The sequence below is a fragment of the Mediterraneibacter hominis genome (assembly GCF_014287475.1).
Lineage (GTDB): Bacteria > Bacillota > Clostridia > Lachnospirales > Lachnospiraceae > Mediterraneibacter > Mediterraneibacter hominis.
Window position 1 is genome coordinate 259,409 of sequence record NZ_JACOPF010000004.1, and the last position, 18,213, is coordinate 277,621.

Genomic DNA, 18,213 nt, shown 5'->3' on the forward strand with positions numbered 1-18,213 from the left:
TCTTTTCACAACAAGCGCCTCACTTCCAATTATGCATTTCTAAAAAAATTCCAATTCCCAATCTCCTATATTTCTGAAAAATAGATATAATAAATGAAGGAGCAGCAATTTTTTACCACTCCTATTTTCCTGTTTTCTCTATTTCTTCTTTCCATAGAAAATCAGTCCTACCACCCCAGGGCCTGCATGTGTTCCGATACTCGGACTAACGTCATTTATTACAATATTTTTAAATCCGATCTGGCGAACCATTTCAGCGACATCTTCTGCCTCCTTTATGCAGTCTCCATGTACAATTGCCACCATCCGTTCTTCCCCGTAGTTCTCCTTATCCAGAGCCGCCTCCATCCTGGACACCAGTGTTTTTAAGGACTTTTTTCTTCCTCTGACTGTTCCTGCTGCAAGCAGCTCTCCTGTGCTTGTTACCGTCAAAATCGGTTTGATATTGACAAGACTTCCGACTACTGCCGTTGTCTTTGATACTCTTCCGCCTCTCTGAAGGTGATGTAAATCATCTACCGTAAATAATACATTTACATGCTCCCTTTCCTCTATCAGAATATCATAAACTTCTTCCAGACTCTTTCCTGCCTGTTTAAGCTCTATAGCTCGGTAAACCGAAACCCCTTCGCCAAGAGAAGCATTCAGGGAATCAAAAACTAAAATTTTTCTCTCTGGGTATTTTTCCAGCAGTTCTTCCGCAACCATACGCACATTGTTACAGCTTCCACTTAATGCGCTGGAAAACGCGATATGTAAAATATCCCTTCCTTCTTTTAATACTGTTTCGAACTTTTCCTGTATCACGGCTGGATTATTTGCCATTGATTTTGGCAGTTCTCCCTTTCGCATCGTTTCATAAAATTCTGACGGCTCCATATTCAGCTCGTCCCCATACACCGTTTCTCCAAAAGCATAGTACTGCGGAATTACCGGAATTTCATGTTCTTTAATAAATTCAGGCCTTACATCCGAATTCGAATCTGTCGTAATTGTATATGCAGGCATTTTTCTTCCCCCTTCTACAATAATTTTTACTTAATGTGAACATTATAACATTGTCCGACTCCACCGTAAACCAATTTCTATTTTTACAGAATTTCTTAATGAATTTTAATCTTATCTTTACGCTGCTGACACATATTCTTCACATTTTCGCGTTATATTACAATCTAAACAAAGCGAACAGCTTTTTTACATATATTCCTTTTATTCTGCCGGGTACTTATATCCCGGCTTTTATGTTTTCTACGAAATCATCCGTCAATCTTGGAGGAATTAGGGTTTCTTTTTGTTACATTTTCCTTCATAATAGTTTTATAAATATCTTACAAACTATCCTTGCAGACCATTATGAAGAGATGCTTTATATTTTACATCCCCGTATCTCTGTTATTGAGAATGTTGAAAAGATGATTCACTGCGGTGGCCCTTCTTTCGGCGGCGCAATGTACCACTGTCCCCACTGCAGAGAGAATGGAAGTTCGCTCCCTTTCGCTGCCACAGCCGCTTTTGCCCCTTTAAAGTGTACTAAATGTGGCAAAATCATGCTCCTCCTTGAAATTTACTACAACCATCATCCTGTATCTCTGCAAGAATTATACGAAAAAGCAATGCAAAAGCACCTACCCCGTTCTCCTGCTAAAAGTAAATTTCTTTTATCTCCTCTTCATTCGTGATACAATCAGAATATCAAGTATGAAAGGGAGACAGCATTCCCATGAAGCCCATACATGAGCGATAGTGACCTTCTGGATATGGACTATTTTTTCTCCTTTTCTAAAAGGGAGAACTTTCCTATGCTATAAAAATACCGCTAATAAGAGCCCCAACCGCACCTTATTCCCGGCTATCCCTTACAAGGGATTCGTTAATTTGCCTTTTCCTGCTGGCTCGCCCGTAAACGGGTCTATAAATTCTTTTAAACTTAACTGGTCATATGCTATGTCGTCTTGTAGTTAATTTTTTATATACTCTTCTATTTTCTTTACATTTTCCCGACCATATCGACATAATATCCACGACACCAGAATTTTCTATTCCCATACTTATATTTCAAATTTGCATGCCTGTCAAATATCATCAGCGAACTTTTTCCCTTTAAGAATCCCATAAACGCTGACACACTTTGTTTGGCGGAATTCTCACCAGCATATAAATATGGTCTGTGCAGCATTCTGCTTCTATATTGGGGGTGCAAATACGACACTATTCTCAATCACACAGACTTATATGAATACAAACACGGGAAGATGTTAATGCATTTACACTTTTGCTTCGAAGGTGTTCCTACAGAAAAAACTCCTGCGGCAATGCTGAAATACTACCGGCAGCGAAAGGGTCTAACCACACGGCAGTTAGCCGAAAGTATAGGAGTTGTACCAGCAACAGTGTTAATGTATGAGCGTGAACAATTCCCGATACCATATCAAACAGCCGTTGCTATGGCTGAAGTCCTTGAAATTGATAGAAATCTGCTCTTCGATGAGTTTGCTCAATTTATGGATTATCCTTACAGTGATAGACTTCGTGAAGTCAGAAAAGCACACAGATTAAATCAAGCAACTTTTGCTGAAAAAGCAGGTATTAGTTTGAGCATCTATTCTAAGTGGGAGGGCGGTTCACGACAACCGTCAAGAAAGATGTATGAGCAATTGGTAACCACATATCCTGAAATAAACATATGAAAATGCAGCGTATCTGTGATATAGCAGGTACGCTGTATTTTTTATCGGCACATTGGTGTTATTACTTGGCTTTCTGTAAAATAAAAGTACACTAAAACACAGGAGGAAAATACTATGGAAAAGTCATTATTTGAACAAATGGGCGGTACTTATACGCAAGTTGGAGATTATCTACTGCCAAGTCTCATTTTGCCCGAACAACAAGATCAATCGATCGGAGTATGGGGACAGCGACACGCAAGATATTTAAAACAGCACCATAAAATTATTTATATGAACCTGTTGACAAGCGGAAAACTAAACAACTATCTTGTCGATATTGATAACCAAGCTGAAAATTTGTTTCTTCAGCTCGTAAAGCAACTGGCAGAAAGCGAAGACATAACAGAAGAACTTAAAGCGAAAGATCAGATGGAATGGGTTGCGCAAATGAACAATGTTTGCAACAGAGCAAGAGAAATTGTAAATTCTAAATTGATTTTTATATAGTTAAATCCGCTACCAGTTAAAATGTGGTAGCGGATTTTGTGTTATACTAAGCCGAAATATTTTTCAAAAAAGTCTTTTAGCTTATCAATGACAGTTTGTTTTTTCAAAGCCCTATTTGAACCACCTGAAAATCTTGAAATTGGCGGTAATATTTTATCAAGATCTGTTCCAGTGGTTTTTATTCCACCATCTCTGAAAGAGTTTTCTATAAATTTTTGAGCTTCATCGTGTTTTAGTTTTTCATCTTTGATAATTGCTTCTAAGTCCTGTTCTTTTTGCTTCTTAACAAAGTCTTTCCAGTCCTTTTCAACATCTGTTTTTACTGTCATTTGGGCAACAAACCCCTCAATTAAAGCTTTTTTGCTGCGCAGCTCAACACTTGCATCTATTGATTTATTAATATTAGCAAGAATCGTTTTATCCTCGCAGTTTGATTCGTGATATTTGGCAACGAGCATCAGGATATAATCTATATTGACCTCGACCTGCTTAATAAGTTCAATTTCAAAGACAATGTCATCGTTGATTCGTTCTTTTTCAATGTCGCTTTTTTTAGCATAATCTTGATATAAGTCAATATAAATGCTTTGATAATCCTGTAAATCTCTAACGGATACAGAACTGTCACTTTCAAAATCATCGAAACACCTTAAAATATTTCTCAATTTCAAAATGCGACCAAACAGTTTGATGAATTCTTTTTCGTTATCCTCGCCAATGATTTGACTGCTTATCGGAAATTCATTTACCAGTCTGGCTACAAGCTCGTTATAACCTTCAATATGTTTTCCGTGCTCATCTTCATAGCCATTCATATACTCATTGTAAGTTTTTAGAATAACCATACCTCTTGCGTTTTTATCCCCAAAAAGTGCTAAGGCATTATTAGTGGCTGTTTCAAGGTTCCTAAAACAAACAATGTTTCCAAATGTTTTAACTGAGTTCAAAATACGATTGGTACGGGAAAACGCTTGTATCAAACCATGATCTTTTAAATTCTTATCTACCCATAAGGTATTAAGAGTAGTAGCGTCAAATCCCGTTAGAAACATATTGACTACGATCAGCAAATCAATCTCACGATTTTTCATTCTCAATGATACATCTTTATAATAGTTGGGAAATTTATCGGCAGATGTATCATAGCTAACATTAAACAGCTTATTATAATCATCAATCGCACTGTCAAGAAAATCCCGTGAAGTCTGATCAAGACCGCTTGTGTCAAAATTCTCATCTTGCAAGATATCATCCGGATCTTCTTCGTTTGGATTAAAACTGAATATCGTAGCAATATTTAATTTATGACCTGTTTCCTCCATTTGCTTTTTAAATTCATTGTAGTATGCAATCGCTGCCGGAATAGATGCGACTGCAAAAATCGAATTAAAACCATTTACTTTTGCAGTTGTTTTTTGCTCTGATACAGTATTATTCTTGGACTTCGCCATTTTTTCTACATTCGTAATCACTTTATGGTCATAATAGGAACGGCTTTGATTGCGATAAGTTTTCTGCTCAAAATGTTCAAGAATGTATTGTGTAATCTCAGATACTCTTTTAGGGTCAAGCAAAGCTTTTTCACGGTCAATTGCCTTTACTTGCTTATCGTATAAAAGCTCAGGGTTTTTGATCGTGTTGATATAATCAATTCTAAAAGGCAATACATTACCATCATGGATAGCATCAACAATGGTGTATGCGTGCAGTGGTCTTACTTTATTTCCGTTTTCATCCGGTTCACCACCGAAAACCTGTGCTGTGGTACGCATATTCGGAGCGTTGGAACTGTTCGAGTTTATTGCAAAAATAGGGGTGCCTGTAAACCCAAAAATATGATAATTCTTAAAGTGCTTTGTAATTGACTTGTGCATATCTCCAAACTGAGAACGATGGCATTCATCGAAAATCATAACAATATGTTTTTTATAAACTTCATGTTCTTTGTTCTTGGATATAAATTTATCTAACTTTTGAATGGTTGTGATGATAATTCTTGCATTATCATCTTCCATTTGTTTTTGCAGAATTTTAGTAGAGGTGTTGCTGTTGGCAGCACCTTTTTCAAATCTATCGTATTCTTTCATTGTTTGATAGTCAAGATCTTTTCTATCGACAACAAACAATACTTTATCAATAAAATTCAATCCTTGAGCAAGCTGTGCAGTTTTAAAGCTGGTTAAAGTCTTGCCGCTTCCGGTGGTATGCCAAATGTAACCGCCTGCCTCTTTTCTGCCGGTTTTTTTGAGATTGGTAGAAACGATAATGCGGTTTAGAATTTTTTCAGTTGCCGCAATCTGATAAGGACGCATTACCAACAATAAATCCTCTGAGGTAAATACACAGTAACGAGTCAAAATATTAAGCAGGGTATGTTTTGCAAAAAAGGTTTTTGTAAAGTCCACAAGGTCCGGGATGGTACGGTTTTTCTCATCTGCCCAATAACTTGTAAATTCAAAGCTATTAGAAGTCTTTTTCTTTTTTGCGGCGTTTTTTTCTGCATTATCTTTGATATGCTGAAATCTTGTTGTATTAGAATAATACTTTGTATGCGTACCATTGGAGATTACAAACAGCTGTACATACTGATACAATCCGCTGCCTGCCCAAAAGCTGTCACGCTGATATCGATTGATTTGGTTAAACGCTTCTCGAATTGCGTTCCCTCGCTTTTTAAGCTCAATATGCACCAATGGCAATCCGTTTACCAAAATCGTCACATCATAGCGAGTATCATGCTTTCCGCCGTCTTCTTCATACTGGTTTATTACCTGTAAATGATTGTTATGAATGTTGGTTTTGTCGATCAGCTTGATATTTTTTACATAACCGTTATCAAGGGTAAGGTTTTGCAGATAATCTTCCTGTATTTTGCGGGTTTTCTCTACAATTCCATCATTACCGTTTGAAATAACACTGTTGTAAAAGTCGTTCCACTCTTTATCGAAAAAGGTGTAGTTATTCAGTTTTTCAAGCTGTGTACGGAGGTTGTCAATTAAGTCCTGTTCGCTTTTTATAGTAATGTATTCGTAGCCCTGACTGACAAGGCGATTTATAAAATCCCGTTCAAGCGCCGCTTCGCTTTGATAGTCGGTGCTTTTTCTTTTTTCGGGTGTGTACTCAGCCACCACCGTACTTTCAGTAGAGCTTGCCACAATTTCAAAGCTATTCATTTTCCGCCGCCTCCTTTTTCTTAAAAGTTAAGAGTTTATCTCGGTAATATTCATATTGCTTTTGTCTTGTTTCAATTTCTAAAGATAAATCATCATACAAGAAGTTAAAATATTTTTCAAAACAGTCAAGATGATTAACTATTTTTTCCTGAATATCAATTGGTGGTAATGTAAGTTCAAATTCTTTCAGCCATCCAGTATTTAAATTTACTTTTGCAGCACCAAAAACTTTTTTTCTAACTTGAGACCAAAATAAATCTGTATTCATCCAATGTTTTAAATATCTATTAGATACAATATTTTTATTTTTTATTCTTAAAAAGCCTAAACTTACAAATATGCATAACTTCTCATCGGTGTCAATAATAACAGGATGCCCTAAATTTGATCCAACTCTTGTAAAAAGTATATCTCCTCGTTTTGGTTTTGCATTTGATGTTGCTTTCGCATAATCTATTTCTGAAATATACTTAACATTTTCAAGATCAAGAAAATCTTTTGATGTGTTTTGTGCAGAAATAAATTTAACACCTGAATTCGTATATTTAGGTGTAGCAGTTAAACCTAAATATATGTCACATATTTCTTTTAATTTAATTTTTTTGCAATCATATTCTTCTATAAAATTTAGTAATGACTCAGAATAATACTCATACTGATGTTTTCTCGCAGTGAGTTCCGCAGTAAGTTCCGCAGTGAGTTTTGCAGTGAGTTCCGTAAATTTATCCAATATACGAACAATCTCCTCTTGTACCGGTAACGGAGGAAGAGGGATTGTTACTTTTTCCATCTTCTTTTTAGAAACATTGAATCTTGTAACACCACTGGCTGTCCTTTTTATCTGCTTTCTAATCTCACTTGAACGGAAAACATATTTAGAGAACTCTGGCAGCATAAGCTTTTTATCATAAAATCTAAATCCAAAACAAAAGCTATTCAAATATAATTTTTCATCTGTTATTGATGTTAAAACCGATGACATACCACATTCTTCGGGAGTTTCCGAAGAACCTGTAAATAAAACATCTCCATATTGTATAGTGTTTTGATTTTCGTTTTCTCCGATTTTTACTTTATCAGCAACATCTATTTTTAAAGACAGATTTGAAAATACATTCATATATGTAATCAATTTCGCATTCCCATTGCTGAAATCGTCTTTTGATTTTCCACTAAGCCCACTATAAAATTCTCCCAATTCTCCAAGTGCTTTATATTCTGCACCCTCTGGGCAAAGTTCAGTGATAAGTTGTTCTAGTTTATTCATTTTTATCACCGCCTTCAGACAATCCCAACGCTTGCTGGGCACTTTGAAATTCCTCTTTACTCTTTATGTTTTCGATAATCCCTGTAACAAGACGATAAAATGCACTGAATTTTTCCAATGCAATTTCCTCATCGTATTCACCATGCACTACATCGCTAAGCTTGCCAAATAACTTATAACCATTATTTGAAAATTCAACTGGAATTATAGCACATTTTTCATCCACTTCTGTCAAAAGGTCTTTAAAAATTTTTCTTTGTTCTTTGTTTTTCTTATTAACAAATGTGGTGGCAATTCCAGAAGCTTTAGCTACTTCACTTGTCACCTGTTCAAAAACTTTGCGCAAATATATTATAGCCCCAGCTCCAAAACCTTCTCGTGATGCTCTCATTGCTTTTTCAAGCAAGTCAGTATATATACCGAATGAATTTTCTCGTAATTCACTTACATTTTTTGAAAGCTTTTCAGTTCTCTTTAAAATTTTTACTTTTGGTTCTTCGGTAAACATATCCTTAACTTCAAGTAAAAACCAAACTTGAATTTCAGTTTTACATACAGGGCATTGCAAGAAAGCGTCAATACTAATAAGATTTTCATTAATAATAAGCGTATGCAATCTATCTGGAGACATAAATGTTCTCGAATCTTCACACTTTTTACAATAAAAATTTAATGCGATTCTACCGGCATCAATTTCTACAAAATCACCATTCTGTAAACCGATCATATCTTCATCATCTTGGGTCTCATACTCAGAATAAAAGTATTTTTTTATGTCAACAAATGGTAGCGTAGCAACATATGACCCAATTGGTTTTTTGTTTAACACTTTAGTCGCTAAATTCATTTAGTTCACCTCGATTTCAGCTATAATCGCATCAATTTCGGCACGCAATGTATTTTCACGCTGAACAATTTCAGATATTTGCTGGTTAAGGACAGCTATATCAATAACTTCTCTTGTATCCTCACTTTCTACATAAGTTGACACAGAAAGATTGTAATCTGCTTTTTCAATATCTTCCTGTTTAACAAGAGCAGTAAAATGCTTTTCCGTCTTTCGGTTGATATAAGCGTTTAATATATTCTGAATGTTATTAGGCTCGTTGCTTGATGTTCCATCCCCCAATTTATTGCTGTTGGTAGACTTGACAAATTCCTTTGAAGCGTCAATAAACAGAGTTTGGTTGTCGACTTTGGATCTTTTGAGAACCATAATGCAAGTCGCAATGCTCGTTCCGTAAAAAAGATTATCGGGCAGCTGAATGATACATTCGATATAGTTGTTATCGATCAGGTATTTTCTAATTTTCTGTTCTGTGCCTCCACGATACATAATACCGGGGAAACAAACAATAGCTGCTGTTCCGTCTGTAGCAAGCCAGCTAAGACAATGCATAATAAAAGCAAAGTCCGCTTTTGATTTAGGAGCCAATACACCGGCAGGAGAAAAGCGAGGATCGTTTATCAGTGTTCCGTTGTCAGAGCCTTCCCATTTAATGGAATAAGGTGGATTTGAAACGATGGCTTCAAACGGTTCTTCATCCCAATGTTTAGGATCAGTCAAAGTGTCACCGTGTTCAATGCTAAATTTATCGTAACCTATGTCGTGCAGGAACATATTGATACGGCAAAGGTTATAAGTTGTAATGTTGATTTCCTGACCAAAGAATCCATTACGGACATTGTCTTTACCGAGAATTTTTGCAAACTTCAAAAGTAATGAGCCACTTCCCACAGCAGGATCGTATACTTTATTTACTTCTGTTTTCATTTTACCGTTATTATCAAGAAGTGAAATTTTTGTCAGAAGCTCAGATACCTCTTGTGGGGTGAAAAATTCACCGCCACTTTTGCCGGCATTAGAAGCATACATTCCCATCAGATACTCATAAGTGTCCCCAAACGCATCAATGGAATTATCTTGATAATTACCAAGATCCATATCTCCGATAACAGTAATTAATCTTTTAAGCCTTTTGTTTCTCTTAATAACTGTTGGTCCGAGCTTATTGCTGTTCACATCTATATCGTCAAACAAACCTTTGAAGTTTTCTTCGCTTGGACTGCCGATAGCAGAGGCTTCAATGTTTTTAAAGTTCGTTTGCAATATTTCGTTCAAATTCTCATCCAAATCAGCAATTTCTACTTCTTTGCCGTCCTTTTCCGCTTGAGCCTTTGCGTCTTTATCAGCCTTTTTTATTCTGTTTAATAAATTCCCAAACAATTCGCTAGGTAAAATAAAGAAGCCTTTTTCTTGCACCATATCATCTTTAACACTTAAAGCTTCTTCATCGCTGATTTTCGCATAATCAAAATCAGTATTTCCTGCATCCCATTCGCCTTTGTTGAGATAAGTTGTAAGGTTTTCAGATATATATCTATAGAACAGCATACCTAAAACATATTGTTTAAAATCCCAACCATCGACACTTCCTCTAAGTTCATTTGCAAGCGCCCATATTGTACGGTAAAGTTCTGTTCTTTCTTGTTCTCTTTTATTATCGCTCATTTTTGTATTCTCCGTTCTTCAATAATTTTTCGTAATCTATACCATTTCTCAATTCTCTGCACAAATCTTTATTTTCTAAGGTTTTTGCAATATCAGCAGGTACTTCATTTCGTTCTTGTGCAGCTAAATCAAAAAACAACGCTATTTCTTCAGGCTTTGGTTTCAACAACCGAAGCATTGCAATTTGTCTATCAGGAGGAGGTGGATTAACTTTACCGCTTAAAATATCATAAAAGTAAGGCTTCTTTATGCCAAGTGCGGTGTAAAACTTGACATTTGATAAATTTGCCTCTTTTATCATTTGCGCAAGCAAATTACAGAATTTCATAGAATCATCAACAATCAAGTAATCACCACCATTTCAAAATTAGTATGTAAGTTTACATACTAACATACTATCATATTTTAAAGCAAATGTCAATTTAAAGACCTTTTAATATAGCTTTTGCTCCAACTTTATTGAGTTCCTTTGCAAAAAAGCTTATAATTCAGGAACAAAATAAGATTTCTATGTCGTTTAAAATAGAGAGCATACTCTCTGGAAAGGAGGTAAAAACATGCCGATATTATTAAAAAGAAAAAACGGCGAAATCACGTCGTTTCGCAATGCAGAATATATTTCTGCGTTCTATTTCATCCCCAAAAGCATTTTGGATAAGTGCGGAGAAGAAATAAACAGGATTCCAAGAAATCCAAGAAAATTGCTTCAAGATCGTCGTGCTATAGAAATAGTAGAAAGTGATTTGTTTAAGCTGGTAATAATCGACGCTTATGCCTTTATGGTATGGCCTTTTATGGGGCTTGGTGCAAAAAGGGAAATTTATTCAGGATATGAGCCGTCTTGGAGATATGCACACGCAGCTTCTATTTGGATTAAAGGAATGGAAGATGAAGGAGTTATCCCTAAGTCACAGGAGATATTAAAAAGCAGCAATACAGACGAAGACCTCGGATATATATCCGAAGAAGAAATCTCAGTAACATTCACTTGGCTCATTCCTAAAATAATGGCAAAGCACAATATGAATAAGATCATTGCTGTGGCGGCTGAATATCGCTGCTTTGAAGATTTTGATTACCGAAAGAGCCGACAAAAAATTGATTTTTACCGCAAGTGGTATCATACTCGTGCAAAAATATCCGTTGAATCTCTTGATGAAATAAAAGAAAAGTATGCAGAGAATACATACGGAATGGAGTGGGATATTCCTGATGACAATGTTAATGTTGAGAGTATGGTTTTAGAGCCGATTGCAGTCAGCAAATTTTTAGACACGCTTTCTGAAACAGATCGGAAAATACTCACAATGCGAATGGATGATGTTACACTCGAAAAAATCGCAGAAGAATTAGGTTTCAAAACTCACAGTGCTATTCACAAAAGAATCCGAAAGATTGGCTTGGCTTACGAAAAGTTCAGCGGTGAAGATTTGGGATTCAGTCAAAAGAAAATCATCTGACAGCACCTATTGATTATGAAAAATCGATAGGTGTTATTTTTTCGCCAAAAAACAGAAAAGGAGGACTTTATGACGCAGTACCATCCGATAAAATCGGAACAAATCAAAATTAAGAACACCCTATGTATGCAGTGCGGACACCGAAGTTGTTTGATAATAACCGACGGTATCTGTCCTGCGCTTTCGGGACGTAAGCAAAAAACCATTAAAATCAAGGAGGACAATCACAATGAAAAAGTATAAAGAAACCTATATTATCGGTATCGACCACGGTTATGGAAATATGAAAACGGCAAACTGCTGTTTTCAGGCAGGCGTTACCGTCTATGACAAAGAACCGATTTTTAAAGACAACCTGCTTGTTTGGAATAACAGGTATTACCTTATCGGCGCAGAGCATAAGGAGTTTTCAGCAGATAAAATGCTGGATGATGATTATTATGTTCTGACGCTTGCGGCAATCGCACGGGAGATGAATATTGCTAAAATCTATTCTGCTGATGTATTGATTGCCGCCGGGCTTCCGCTGACTTGGGTAAGCGAACAGCGAGAAGAATTTAAAAGATATTTACTGAAGCACGAAACAGTTGGCTTTAATTTCAAATGCAAGGATTATCATATCCGCATTGTCGGTGCAGATGTTTACCCACAGGGATTCGCCGCTGTCGTCAACAATTTATCCGATTTTTCAGGTGTAAATATGCTCTGCGATATCGGCAACGGCACGATGAATATTATGTTCGTCAATGACAGGAAGCCGAATCCCCGCCTCTGTTTTACCGAGAAATTCGGAACACACCAATGTATGCTTCAAATCCGTGAAAATCTGATGAGAGTTCATCACACAGAACCGCCCGAAGAAATGATTACCCGTGTGCTTCGTTTCGGTACAGCAGATATTGACGGTGAATATCTGAAAACCATTACCGATACTGCGAAAGAGTATGTGGAAGGTATTTTCCGCAGACTCCGGGAACACGGTTATGATTCAAGACTGATGAAACTTTATATAATCGGTGGTGGAGGCTGTCTTATCCGTAACTTTGCCGAATATGACGAAAGCCGTGTTACCGTCAACGATGATATTTGCGCTACTGCTAAAGGTTATGAACGAATGCTGGAAATGAAACTGATTAAAAGCGGCGGTGCATTATGAGTATCAAGCGAATGAGCCTGCGGTTTAACTTGGATAACGAAGCTGACCGCAAGGCTTGGGAGCATTTGAAAAATATAACGGATTCAAAGAACAAAACAGTTATTGCTACCGTAAATCAGTTTTATGAGCCTCACACAGAAATTACAGAGACTATTAAGGAAACCATTCGAGAGTGCTTGCAGAATTTTTCTGCGATAAAGACGGAAACAGAGCAATCTCCCGAACTGCTAACTGAAGATGAAAATCTGTTATTAGATTCCCTCGATGATTTTCTCGGAGACGGACGGCATTAAAATGATGCCGCTTTTTTATTCTCTGACACACCTGCGGCATCATTTTGGCATTAAACAAAATTAAGGAGGATTTTTATTATGAGAGCTTATTCATCATTAAGACAACTTGAAGAAAAAGGTATTTATGTTGATGAATACCTGACCAATGAGCGTGAAGGCGTGTTTATTGCACGGCTTGACTGCAAGCGTTGGGGCAAGAACCGAAATATTCTTGCATACTTCACTTTTGAAGACGGCAGTAAAGTTATGGCTTCCGCTTGGCAGAACACCGGGTATCTCGGTATTCCCGAGATTGAAGAAGGAGCAATGCTAACGCTGACTTTTGAGAGAGCAAAAAACGGCATTTCCTATTTGAGAAAGGTTGAAAGAAACGAGGGAGAGTAATCGTGTCTCATACTGTAACAAGCAGGGAACTTGTACGGCAAGTTCCAACTCAAAATCGACTGTTTAGCCGATTTACTCTTTAGGGACTGCCGCCCCTAACACCCCATTTTGAAAGGACTGATAAATCTATGAACAGAAATCCAAAAGAAAAACTTGCCCGCATAGAGATACGAGTAAAACCAAAAGATAAGGACAAAATCAAACGACTTGCCGAAAAATGCAATTTATCTATTAGTGAATATCTGCTACAAAGGGCATTGGGTTACGCACCGAGAACGGAGCAGCCTGATGTCTTTTTTGATTTCTACAACAAATTGTGCGAGCTATGCAACACAGCAGGATTTACGCCCGAAACAGAAAACAAACTTCTTGTGCTGATTGATGAAATTCATTCGGAACTTCTATTGCTTGAAAAGGAAACCATAACACAAATTAAAAACGGAATTGAGGTGAGCGACGAATGGCGACCACCGGATTCTGGCCTGTCAAAAACAGGCTGAAAGAAGTAATTGAATATGCCCGTAACCCTGACAAAACCACTGATAAAAAATTCTTGGATGAGGATTTATATGCGGCACTCCGTTATGTTGAGAATGATAAAAAGACGGATCAAACGATGTATGTTTCGGATATCAACTGTCCGAAGCAAAAAGCATACGAATATATGATGGCTACTAAGCGTCGTTACGGCAAACTCGGTGGGAATGTTGCCTATCACGGTTATCAGAGTTTTGTAAGCGGCGAGGTTACTCCCGAAGAAACACATCAAATCGGACTGGAAACGGCAAGGCGTATGTGGGGCAAGGATTATGAGATAGCCGTCACCACCCATCTGAACACAGATAATCTTCACAATCATATTGTGGTAAATTCGGTATCTTTTCGCACCGGTCGGAAATTTGAGAACCATATTTCCGACCATTACAACCTAAGAGAGATTTCCGACGCAGTTTGCTTAGAACGAGGGAAAAGCGTATTGCAGCCGAGTAAATTCCCAGTTAATCGAAAGAAAGACTATTGGATACACAAAAGCGGCGGTTTAACTCACCGAGATATTTTAAAACGGGATATTGACGAAACTATCTCTAATACAACCAACTGGAAAATCTTTGATTTATACCTGAAAAATCTCGGCTACAGCTATGCAAGAAACTCTCTGATGAAGACAGCGAATACTTTGTAAAACTGCTAAATCAGAAAGCTTCGGATATTTTTAAGAATGCTCAGAATGAACAGGAACTAATCGAACTGAAGAAAAAGAAAGTACAGCTTGAAACGGCGATTTCAAATCAGGTGAAAAATCTGCGGGAAGCAGACGAAAACTTAAAACGGTTTATTCAAGACGATGTAAAGGGACTGACGGACGAGCTTTCTGAAACGGAAAAACTGTTACAAAAATTAGAGGACAGCAGGCAAAGTCAGATGTATGCTGTCAGAGATATTGAAGAAATAAAAGAACGGCTGCTCTCCTTTGAGAAATACGCAAAGGACGCACAGCCGGATGTGTTAGTAACGCTGATACAATCCTTTGTGGAGCGTATCTATATCGTTGATGAAAACGACGAGCGTTACTGCCATATCTTTATTAAAGGTTACACCAAAGAGGACTATGATGAGTTCTTCCGGGCAACCGGTTACATATCTGGTGCGGGAGAAACAGGTACTATCACATCCAAATTGCCTTTGTGTGATTCAGATGAGTGTTGCAAATACAATGTGATATTTACATTCCCAAGTTGTGTTCTATTTCACATCAGACATGAAAAAACCGCCCTATTTCGGCGGTTTCTAACAGGGGATGAGAGAATCGAACCCTGTGGGGAACTCTCACAATCCCCGAAAATACGGCATTTCTTCAAATTCCGTTTGACTACATGTGACTACATTTTGACTACATGAACGTAAAATAACAATCAGAAAGGAGAAATCGTTCAGCATGGTATCATTCTGATAAATACTTCTATTACTCATCAAAAAATATTATCATCTGGATAATGCGTCATAATATCTTCAATGTTACAATTCAAAATATTACACAATTTATCTATGGTGTTTACTTCTACATTTCGATTATGTCTCAGTCTGTTTAGTTGGGAACGATTCATATGATAACGAGTATACAAATCATATTGAGTAATTCCCTTAGACTTCATTGTTTCCCACAACTTGTCATATTTTATCATTTCACGCTTTTCCGCTTTCTTACAAATTTCTGTTGCTATGTAATTATTATTAGCGTAAAATTGTTTTAATAATAGTGTTCGTATACGAACACTGTAAGAGGTGGAAATATTGAAAAAACGCTTTATTACGGTATTTGTATTCATTGGTATTTTTACCACTTTGATTTACTTACAATATGGACGTGATGTTAAGGTGGAATCAAGTGTTCTGAATTGCTCCAGTGAATTTTATGAGCAAAGATTGACTATCATAGCGAATAAACTCTTTGTTTCAAATAAAGAAAAGTTTGCTGAAGAAATAATAGAACGATGTACAGATAACACTTTTCGTGAGGTACGTTTTTCGTATGACATAACAGGATATCCAAATAGAATATGTATTTCTGTTTATCCAAATGAATTAAGTCGAAAACTTGGGGATAATCATTTTACAATTTTATATCAAGCAGGCACAGAAAATAATTACGTCTACAATGTTAAAGACCGCCCAGAAATGTTCAAAATCAAGATTGAAACTGAATGACAATATTGTATCAGAATGATATAATATTACCATGAAAATAGTCGGAAAAATTGGAATTTGCAAGGAGGATTGAAATTATGGATAAGTTAAAAAAGAATATGATTTTTTATATTGTATTGCTTGCAGATTTTTATGTTATTCCGTGTCTTATAAAAGACACAGGGAGCGGAATGATTGTTATGTTAATGATTGTTCCTTTGGTATGCTTAGTAACGTCTATTTTTTATGGAATTAGAAACGGTTTTCGCTTTTTGTATATTTTGATTGTACTTATTATGCTTATTCCATCTATATTTATTTTTTATAACTATACGGCGTGGGTTTATGTAGTTGCGTATACAGTTATTGCGTTACTAGGTAATTTAATAGCATTACCATTTAGAAAAAAATAAATTCGAGGTATGAGCATGAAAAGGATATATTTAATATTGGGTATTATATTCACAATAATAACCTTGATAGGTGTAGGATATGTTTTACTTAATCATGGAGAAGTAAAAGCAGGCTATGGTTGTGTCCCTATGGTTTTTGCAATAATTTTTATAGTAATGTATAGGATGAAGAAATAGACCATTTCCGGTTTATAGAAAGTGGTAAAAATGAATTTATGGAGGAGCAGAAAATGAGAATAAATTTCCGAACGCAAATAATTGCTACTATGATTTTGGTTATTGTAGGGTTTATAAGTTCTTTATGGTTCAATAAGGATATATATTATAATCTTGCGTGGGCCTTTACAGGTCTTGTCTTTTTCATTAACCCTGTATATCCACAAAATATAGTTCGTTTAGAACGGAAAGATGCAGAAAAGGGAATACGAATAGCAGGAATGATTTTGGTTTTTATTGGATTAACAAATGGATTTGGTATATAAATCCCAGTCTGTTTAACTGAGAAAGAAATAGAAAAATCAGAATTTTGCGAAGGAGGAGATTCAATGAAAAAAATCGGTTTAGGTATTGCGATACTACTTTTTGCTATCATAATCTCTCTTTGTTCATCAGGAATGGGGCTACTTGCTATCGGAATTGGGAGTGTAGGATTGATTTTTTCGATTATAGGATTTATGGAAAACAAGTAATAAAACAAATCCCAGTTTGTCGATATCCAGTGAGGTAAAGGAACAAGGCGAAGCCGATACGCCGTAGGGCAGTCCTTTACGGAACGGACACAGCCAATACCACCATGATACATAAGAGGACTTGAAAGGTCACAAACCTTGCAAGTCCTCTTGTTTACTCTATGGGTTATTTTTGGTCGGATTGCATTTTCCGATAGACCGCTTCTTTCGCAGCTTCTCGGAGAAAGTTATCCTGTCTGGTATATGTCAGATGTTCATTCTGGATATAAGCGTCTGTTTCGCAATCATATTCGTAGGGGATAACCTGTGCTGTTCCCTGTTTTTCATCAATTCCATAGACAATCACCTTAGAATCTCTCAATGCCAGTCCGAGTGTCAGAAAGCCGGAAGTGAAATAATTATTGCTGTGTGGAACAGCTATGTTTTCCAGTGCATGAAAGAAGTCTGTTACTTCTTCTGTCTGACCATTCTCAAAAGCCGGGATGATATGTAAGGTGTTGTTTGCCTTATCTGCATATGCCCGGCAGACCAGAACGGAAGAATCAGCCTGTTGTATGATACCGTCAAAATAATCACCGGAGTATGCGGTCGGCTGATAGAAAATGGCGGTTTCTTTTGTTGTAAGGTTATGATAAGTCAGAAAGCCGTTCACAAGCCGGACAATCTCGATATCATCCCCGTAGGTAAAGCCTTTCTGCTCTAAAAGAGTATAGAAAGTTTTTGTAAATTCTTCCGGCAGTTCAATTCCCAGTTTTTCTGTGATAAGCATATCTACATATTCTTTGAATGAACCATACAGAAGTTCATTCAGCGTCATATTCCCCAACGTGGCAATCTGTTTCAATCGTTTCTCATTGGGGAGATTCACTCCCTTTTCCCAACTGTTTACAGAGCCTTTCGGGGCATTATCTATGATTTCCCCAAACTTCTGCATACTGTAACCGTATTTCTTGCGTATCTGTAAAATCCGTTTTCCTACTGCTTCTTTATTTACAAACATATGCA

The 18,213-nt window shown here is 36.7% G+C and carries 21 protein-coding genes and 2 pseudogenes; 14 read left to right on the forward strand and 9 right to left on the reverse strand.

The window, feature by feature from the left end:
• Positions 1 to 138 precede the first annotated feature (138 nt).
• Positions 139 to 1,008, reverse strand: a complete 870-nt coding sequence (locus H8S37_RS15710) for a DegV family protein (protein ID WP_186877013.1) — start codon at positions 1,006 to 1,008, stop codon at positions 139 to 141.
• Positions 1,009 to 1,319: 311 nt separating this feature from the next.
• Here H8S37_RS15710 and H8S37_RS17775 point away from each other — a divergent pair.
• Positions 1,320 to 1,519, forward strand: a pseudogene (locus tag H8S37_RS17775) (transposase zinc-binding domain-containing protein); the annotation flags it as partial.
• 337 nt (positions 1,520 to 1,856) lie between these two features.
• Here the strand turns inward: H8S37_RS17775 and tnpA are convergent.
• Positions 1,857 to 2,187, reverse strand: a pseudogene (gene tnpA / locus H8S37_RS15720) (IS200/IS605 family transposase); the annotation flags it as partial.
• A gap of 65 nt (positions 2,188 to 2,252) precedes the next feature.
• On the opposite strand from tnpA, the gene H8S37_RS15725 reads away from it, so the two are divergent.
• Both H8S37_RS15725 and H8S37_RS15730 read left to right on the forward strand, forming a co-directional pair.
• Positions 2,253 to 2,687, forward strand: coding sequence for a helix-turn-helix transcriptional regulator (locus tag H8S37_RS15725; protein ID WP_207723973.1), 435 nt, complete (start codon positions 2,253 to 2,255; stop codon positions 2,685 to 2,687).
• 114 nt (positions 2,688 to 2,801) lie between these two features.
• On the forward strand, positions 2,802 to 3,176 hold the full coding sequence (locus H8S37_RS15730) for a TnpV protein (RefSeq protein ID WP_186877015.1): 375 nt from the start codon (positions 2,802 to 2,804) through the stop codon (positions 3,174 to 3,176).
• A 41-nt stretch (positions 3,177 to 3,217) separates the two neighbouring features.
• On the opposite strand, the gene H8S37_RS15735 is transcribed toward H8S37_RS15730, so the two are convergent.
• The 5 genes from H8S37_RS15735 to H8S37_RS15755 are packed head-to-tail and all read right to left on the reverse strand — an operon-like array spanning position 3,218 to position 10,474.
• Positions 3,218 to 6,349 carry a type I restriction endonuclease subunit R gene (locus H8S37_RS15735; RefSeq protein WP_186877016.1) on the reverse strand — a complete coding sequence of 1,044 codons (3,132 nt, stop codon included), beginning with the start codon at positions 6,347 to 6,349 and terminating at the stop codon, positions 3,218 to 3,220.
• Positions 6,342 to 7,616 carry a restriction endonuclease subunit S gene (locus H8S37_RS15740; protein WP_186877017.1) on the reverse strand — a complete coding sequence of 425 codons (1,275 nt, stop codon included), beginning with the start codon at positions 7,614 to 7,616 and terminating at the stop codon, positions 6,342 to 6,344. Before H8S37_RS15740 ends, H8S37_RS15735 begins: the two co-directional genes overlap by 8 nt.
• The gene (locus H8S37_RS15745; RefSeq protein ID WP_186877018.1) at positions 7,609 to 8,463 is read right to left on the reverse strand and encodes a hypothetical protein; all 855 of its coding nucleotides are present in this window, start codon (positions 8,461 to 8,463) and stop codon (positions 7,609 to 7,611) included. Before H8S37_RS15745 ends, H8S37_RS15740 begins: the two co-directional genes overlap by 8 nt.
• The gene (locus H8S37_RS15750; protein ID WP_186877019.1) at positions 8,464 to 10,128 is read right to left on the reverse strand and encodes a type I restriction-modification system subunit M; all 1,665 of its coding nucleotides are present in this window, start codon (positions 10,126 to 10,128) and stop codon (positions 8,464 to 8,466) included.
• Positions 10,118 to 10,474: a HipA domain-containing protein gene (locus H8S37_RS15755; protein WP_186877020.1), complete on the reverse strand. Its 357-nt coding sequence runs from the start codon at positions 10,472 to 10,474 to the stop codon at positions 10,118 to 10,120. The genes H8S37_RS15750 and H8S37_RS15755 overlap by 11 nt, the downstream gene beginning before the upstream one ends.
• A 211-nt stretch (positions 10,475 to 10,685) precedes the next feature.
• Here H8S37_RS15755 and H8S37_RS17335 point away from each other — a divergent pair, with 211 nt between their 5' ends.
• The 7 genes from H8S37_RS17335 to H8S37_RS15790 all read left to right on the forward strand — a co-directional run bounded on the left by H8S37_RS17335 (position 10,686) and on the right by H8S37_RS15790 (position 15,320).
• On the forward strand, positions 10,686 to 11,588 hold the full coding sequence (locus tag H8S37_RS17335) for an RNA polymerase sigma factor (RefSeq protein WP_243207222.1): 903 nt from the start codon (positions 10,686 to 10,688) through the stop codon (positions 11,586 to 11,588).
• A gap of 229 nt (positions 11,589 to 11,817) precedes the next feature.
• Positions 11,818 to 12,744: a ParM/StbA family protein gene (locus H8S37_RS15765; protein WP_186877021.1), complete on the forward strand. Its 927-nt coding sequence runs from the start codon at positions 11,818 to 11,820 to the stop codon at positions 12,742 to 12,744.
• Positions 12,741 to 13,037 (forward strand): hypothetical protein, encoded by a 297-nt coding sequence (locus tag H8S37_RS15770; RefSeq protein WP_186877022.1) that lies wholly within the window; start codon positions 12,741 to 12,743, stop codon positions 13,035 to 13,037. The genes H8S37_RS15765 and H8S37_RS15770 overlap by 4 nt, the downstream gene beginning before the upstream one ends.
• A gap of 78 nt (positions 13,038 to 13,115) precedes the next feature.
• Positions 13,116 to 13,421 carry a hypothetical protein gene (locus H8S37_RS15775; protein WP_186877023.1) on the forward strand — a complete coding sequence of 102 codons (306 nt, stop codon included), beginning with the start codon at positions 13,116 to 13,118 and terminating at the stop codon, positions 13,419 to 13,421.
• A 128-nt stretch (positions 13,422 to 13,549) separates the two neighbouring features.
• Positions 13,550 to 13,921, forward strand: a complete 372-nt coding sequence (locus tag H8S37_RS15780) for a plasmid mobilization protein (protein ID WP_186877024.1) — start codon at positions 13,550 to 13,552, stop codon at positions 13,919 to 13,921.
• A complete protein-coding gene (locus tag H8S37_RS15785) occupies positions 13,882 to 14,604 on the forward strand; it encodes a relaxase/mobilization nuclease domain-containing protein (protein WP_186877025.1) in 723 nt (240 codons plus the stop codon). The genes H8S37_RS15780 and H8S37_RS15785 overlap by 40 nt, the downstream gene beginning before the upstream one ends.
• Before the next feature lie 110 nt (positions 14,605 to 14,714).
• Positions 14,715 to 15,320 carry a hypothetical protein gene (locus H8S37_RS15790; RefSeq protein WP_186877026.1) on the forward strand — a complete coding sequence of 202 codons (606 nt, stop codon included), beginning with the start codon at positions 14,715 to 14,717 and terminating at the stop codon, positions 15,318 to 15,320.
• Positions 15,321 to 15,391: 71 nt separating this feature from the next.
• Here the strand turns inward: H8S37_RS15790 and H8S37_RS17780 are convergent, their stop codons facing one another.
• Positions 15,392 to 15,748 (reverse strand): helix-turn-helix transcriptional regulator, encoded by a 357-nt coding sequence (locus H8S37_RS17780; RefSeq protein ID WP_330605027.1) that lies wholly within the window; start codon positions 15,746 to 15,748, stop codon positions 15,392 to 15,394.
• On the opposite strand from H8S37_RS17780, the gene H8S37_RS15800 reads away from it, so the two are divergent.
• The 4 genes from H8S37_RS15800 to H8S37_RS15815 all read left to right on the forward strand — a co-directional run bounded on the left by H8S37_RS15800 (position 15,714) and on the right by H8S37_RS15815 (position 17,208).
• Entirely contained in the window at positions 15,714 to 16,127 is a 414-nt protein-coding gene (locus H8S37_RS15800) for a hypothetical protein (protein ID WP_132088329.1), read from the forward strand. The genes H8S37_RS17780 and H8S37_RS15800 overlap by 35 nt on opposite strands.
• 77 nt (positions 16,128 to 16,204) lie before the next feature.
• Positions 16,205 to 16,519, forward strand: coding sequence for a hypothetical protein (locus H8S37_RS15805; RefSeq protein ID WP_005335418.1), 315 nt, complete (start codon positions 16,205 to 16,207; stop codon positions 16,517 to 16,519).
• A 230-nt stretch (positions 16,520 to 16,749) separates the two neighbouring features.
• Positions 16,750 to 17,001: a hypothetical protein gene (locus H8S37_RS15810; RefSeq protein ID WP_243207223.1), complete on the forward strand. Its 252-nt coding sequence runs from the start codon at positions 16,750 to 16,752 to the stop codon at positions 16,999 to 17,001.
• Positions 17,002 to 17,064: 63 nt separating this feature from the next.
• Positions 17,065 to 17,208, forward strand: coding sequence for a hypothetical protein (locus tag H8S37_RS15815; RefSeq protein WP_005335410.1), 144 nt, complete (start codon positions 17,065 to 17,067; stop codon positions 17,206 to 17,208).
• Positions 17,209 to 17,374: 166 nt separating this feature from the next.
• Here H8S37_RS15815 and H8S37_RS15820 read toward each other — a convergent pair whose 3' ends face one another.
• Positions 17,375 to 18,208: a helix-turn-helix domain-containing protein gene (locus H8S37_RS15820; RefSeq protein ID WP_186877029.1), complete on the reverse strand. Its 834-nt coding sequence runs from the start codon at positions 18,206 to 18,208 to the stop codon at positions 17,375 to 17,377.
• Positions 18,209 to 18,213 lie beyond the last annotated feature (5 nt).